A 626-nucleotide genomic window follows, 5' to 3' on the forward strand; every position below is an offset into this window, starting at 1 on the left:
TACCACGGAGTGATTCATGACTGGGGTGAAGTCGTAACAAGGTAGCCCTAGGGGAACCTGGGGCTGGATCACCTCCTTATACGATTTAGAACTTATTTGTTCGTAGTGTCCACACAGATGATTGTTAGTTAGTTTTACCCTTTGGGTATAACTGATTAATATGCTCTTTAAAAATTTGGAAAAGCTGATAATAAAATTCGTATGAATAACATTGTTATTTGTACAGAGTTTTCAAAAGTAAAAAAGAATGATAGCAGTATCATTCAGTGCCATTTAATCACTCTTTGAGTTGATTAATTGGTATCTACTTTAGTATTCAATATTAACTTCTGGCGAAGTTAAACTGTCACTAACGTATGACTAAACTTTATTGTTTAGTATTGCGACGTGGATTTGATGCTTAGGCAACGCCGCTGATATTTTTGTCGCTGGGCGCATAACGTGTTATGTAACCAAGCAAAAATAGAAAGCAAGGCAGCATAAGTAACAATGACCAAGCAAGACCCGTTTGGGTTGTATGGTTAAGTGACTAAGCGTACACGGTGGATGCCTTGGCAGTTGGAGGCGATGAAGGACGTATTAACTTGCGATAAGCCTAGTCAAGCTAGTAAAAAGCACTTGAGACT

Annotated in this window: 2 rRNA genes; both read left to right on the plus strand. The window is 38.5% G+C overall.

Annotated elements, in window-relative coordinates:
- Positions 1-79: ribosomal RNA gene (locus BW139_RS18155) — 16S ribosomal RNA — on the plus strand; the annotation flags it as partial.
- Positions 80-519: 440 nt separating this feature from the next.
- Positions 520-626: ribosomal RNA gene (locus BW139_RS18160) — 23S ribosomal RNA — on the plus strand; the annotation flags it as partial.

Origin of the sequence: Pseudoalteromonas sp. SK18 (genome assembly GCF_001974855.1) — a bacterium.
Classification (GTDB): domain Bacteria; phylum Pseudomonadota; class Gammaproteobacteria; order Enterobacterales; family Alteromonadaceae; genus Pseudoalteromonas.